The 3,076-nt window shown below is 58.6% G+C and carries 2 protein-coding genes; one reads left to right on the plus strand and one right to left on the minus strand.

Going from position 1 to position 3,076, the window contains the following annotated elements; all coding sequences use genetic code 11:
- Nucleotides 1-342: 342 nt before the first annotated feature.
- Nucleotides 343-1,248, minus strand: coding sequence for a prenyltransferase (locus E1958_RS19285; RefSeq protein ID WP_165742406.1), 906 nt, complete (start codon nt 1,246-1,248; stop codon nt 343-345).
- A 397-nt stretch (nt 1,249-1,645) separates the two neighbouring features.
- Here E1958_RS19285 and E1958_RS19290 point away from each other — a divergent pair, with 397 nt between their 5' ends.
- On the plus strand, nt 1,646-2,830 hold the full coding sequence (locus E1958_RS19290) for an NnrS family protein (RefSeq protein ID WP_243725281.1): 1,185 nt from the start codon (nt 1,646-1,648) through the stop codon (nt 2,828-2,830).
- Nucleotides 2,831-3,076: the final 246 nt, after the last annotated feature.

The raw sequence follows: 3,076 nt of genomic DNA on the forward strand, positions 1-3,076 counted from the left end.
TACAGCAAAATCATGCGAAATGGGGTACTAGTACACCTGCGCGTAATTAACGGAAACATTGCCCACAACCATTCGGTCCCCTCTCCCCAACCCCTCTCCCGGCGGGAGAGGGGCTTGTTGTGCTGGTTTGGAAGCATTCGTGTTCATTCGTGTCCATTCGTGGTTCTTGTTTCCGGTTTTTATACGCAGCTGTACTAGGGGGTGTTCTCAATTAGGGATAACACTATGATTTTAATCGATATATTAAGTTACCCGTTTCATCCAGTGGATGAAGTGACCAATTTCTAATGTATAGAAAAACATAGCGTTAAGCCCAACCCAGTTGTTAATTGAGAACACCCCCTAGCGCCCAAGCAGCATCCCCACGCTGAAAAGTGCCGGTGTGAGAAGGCATAGCACGGCGTTCAGCGCCAGCGACGGCACGAGAGCCGACGTAACGGGACCGCCAGCCTGGATGGTCCTGTTCACTCCGCGATAGACCGCAACGGCAATCGGCAAGGTGCTCATTGCAATCAATGCCGTGGGCGGCAGAAGACCTGCCGCCACGCCGAGACCGAGACTCGCGAAAGCGAGGACTGCGAACAGTCCGTAAACAAGGAGGCTAGGTTGAAATCCCAACGCAACGGGAAGGTTATCCCTGCCCCCGGATCGGTCTGCCTCCACGTCCGGAAACTGGTTCAGCAGGAGCAGATTACTGACAAGAAAAAACGGAACCAGCGAGGCGAGTAAGGCACTCCCAGACCAGGTACCGGTCACGGAAAAGTAGGTACCGACAACCATCAGGGGACCAAAACCAAGTCCGGGGGCGACCAGGCATAGCCAGCGATTGCGGCTGATCTTACTCGTGTAGAAGTAAACGAGGACCAATCCCGAGGCAGCGATAGGCAGGAGGCCCCAACCCACGCGCCAGACGAGGACCAGCGCACAAAGGGCTGCCAGCACCAGCGCCCCCAGCCCGATCATGCGCGCCGCTCCCGCCAGCCCGGGACCGGCAACCAGGGTCCCGCTCCCGCCGCTGAACGGCGTGCGTACGGTACGCAGGTCGAGTCCCGACCGGAAATCTTCGTACTCGTTCAGCGCATTGACGCTGACGTGAGCCGCGACCGCACTGATCATCGCTACGGCACCGGCCGTCCAATCCACGGCAGCATCCGAAGCATGCGCAACAGCAATCCCAAGCAGCACACATATCGGCGTCAATAGGAGAAAAGAGGGGCGGATAATGCCTAGAATGGGTGGATAGCGCACGTCATAGGCTCCGGTGTGTAACCATCTAAAAGGCTGTTTAAAAATTAAGATACTGATTTTAGGGTATAAAATCTTCAAATTTCACGCTCGTTCCTACGCTCCAGCGTGGGAACGACAGCTTGTCCGCTCCAGCGGACGCAACTCCTCTGTGCTGATCGGCGTTGGCGGTTAGCCTACCGAGGCGCTTAATCGACGCTGGAGCATCAGATCCCTCCTGCGTCGGGACCAGGTCTGCTCCCACGCTGGAGCGTGGGGAGCCAGCCGAAAATCAATGCCAGTAGAAAATCAATAGGTTAGTTTTTAGACAGCCTCTAAAGGGGAACCCCCCGATTGACACGAATCAAGGGCATGCCAGACATGGCGCAGATAGCATTTTTCTTTTTGCTTACGGAGTTGGATGATGCCAGAGATACCCGTCAATATTCCCCACCAGCGGATGAGCCTATTCGCGCTCGGATTCCGGCCCTTTTTTCTGGGCGCAGGATTCTCGGCTTTGCTCTTGCTGGCCGCGTGGATCGGTATGCTCGAAGCCTGGATTCCTTTCGGATCTTACTACAGCGGCGGCACCTGGCACGCTTATGAGATGCTTTTTGGTTACACAGCCGCGGCGATCGCCGGATTTCTGCTTACTGCGGTACGCAACTGGACCGGCATCGAAACTCCTACCGGCATCGCACTGGCTGCGTTGACGGGTCTGTGGCTCGCGGGGCGCATCGCCCCCTTCCTCCCGCTGCCGGAAGTTGCCGTTGCGGCCTTGAACGTCGCCTTCTTCCCAGCCCTCGCGCTTAGCCTGTACCAGCCACTTTGGCACGGACGGAACAAGGTCAACCGGGTCTTCCTCGCCCTGCTTGCCGTCATGACCATTGCCTCACTACTGGTCCACCTCCAGGCGATCGGAGTTACCCAGGATACTGCGCCGCGAGGGATTCGCTTAATGCTCGACGCTACCCTGCTAACGCTCTTGATCGTCTCCGGCAGGGTCATGCCGTTCTTCACGGAGCGAGGGGTGGCAGGCGCTCAACCGCGGAGTCGAGTCATCGTGGAGCGGTTCACCTTCGCCCTCGCCTCCCTTTGGTTGGTCACCAACCTGCTGCTCCTGTCGTCGGAGCTCGCGGGCGCGATCGCGTTATCGCTTGCGTTGGTTCAGGCCATGCGTCTTGCCGGCTGGCACGACGCTCGAGTCTGGAGCATACCCATCCTTGCCGTGCTCTACGCAGGGTACATTTGGTTGATTGTCGGATTCGCCCTCGATGGGCTTGCCGGCCTGGGTCACTTACCAGCGTTCCCGGCGTTCCACGCCCTCACGGTCGGCGCTCTCGGGGGATTCACCCTCGGCATGATGGCGCGGGTCTCGCTCGGTCACACGGGGCGCGCGATGCGCTCGTCCATGCTTACGAACATTGCCTTCATCCTCCTGAATGCGGCAGCCTGGTTCAGGGTTTTCATGGCGCTCTTCTTTCCCGCGCAATACGGGACCTGGACTCTCGCCTCCGGGACCCTGTGGACGCTGGCCTTCGCGCTCTTCCTTTGGGTCTACGTGCCGATCCTGATCGCCCCACGTGCGGACGGTCGGCCGGATTAGCAGGCGCGTGGAGCTTCGCTTACGGTCTGATAGGAAACGATCGGCAGTTGCTCGCCGCCGCTTTGGATTCGGCAAGACTCCGTTCCCAACCAGGCATTGTGGCCAGGGGAAAGCGCCGTCGCCGCGGCGCGGGTAAACTCTGACGCTTGGGCTCCTAAGCAACCACTACTGGTATTCCCTGTCGGTGCAGCTCGATTCGCCCGCGCCGCTTTGCCGGCGCACTCTAGTACCTAGTTTCGACCGATT

It is taken from the genome of Candidatus Thiosymbion oneisti, assembly GCF_004359955.1.
GTDB lineage: Bacteria > Pseudomonadota > Gammaproteobacteria > Chromatiales > Chromatiaceae > Thiosymbion > Thiosymbion oneisti.

What these genes read in the sequence shown, in the direction of transcription:
- E1958_RS19290 (WP_243725281.1), top strand. Translation starts at nt 1,646, where the DNA reads ATGATGCCAGAGATACCCGTCAATATTCCCCACCAGCGGATGAGCCTA.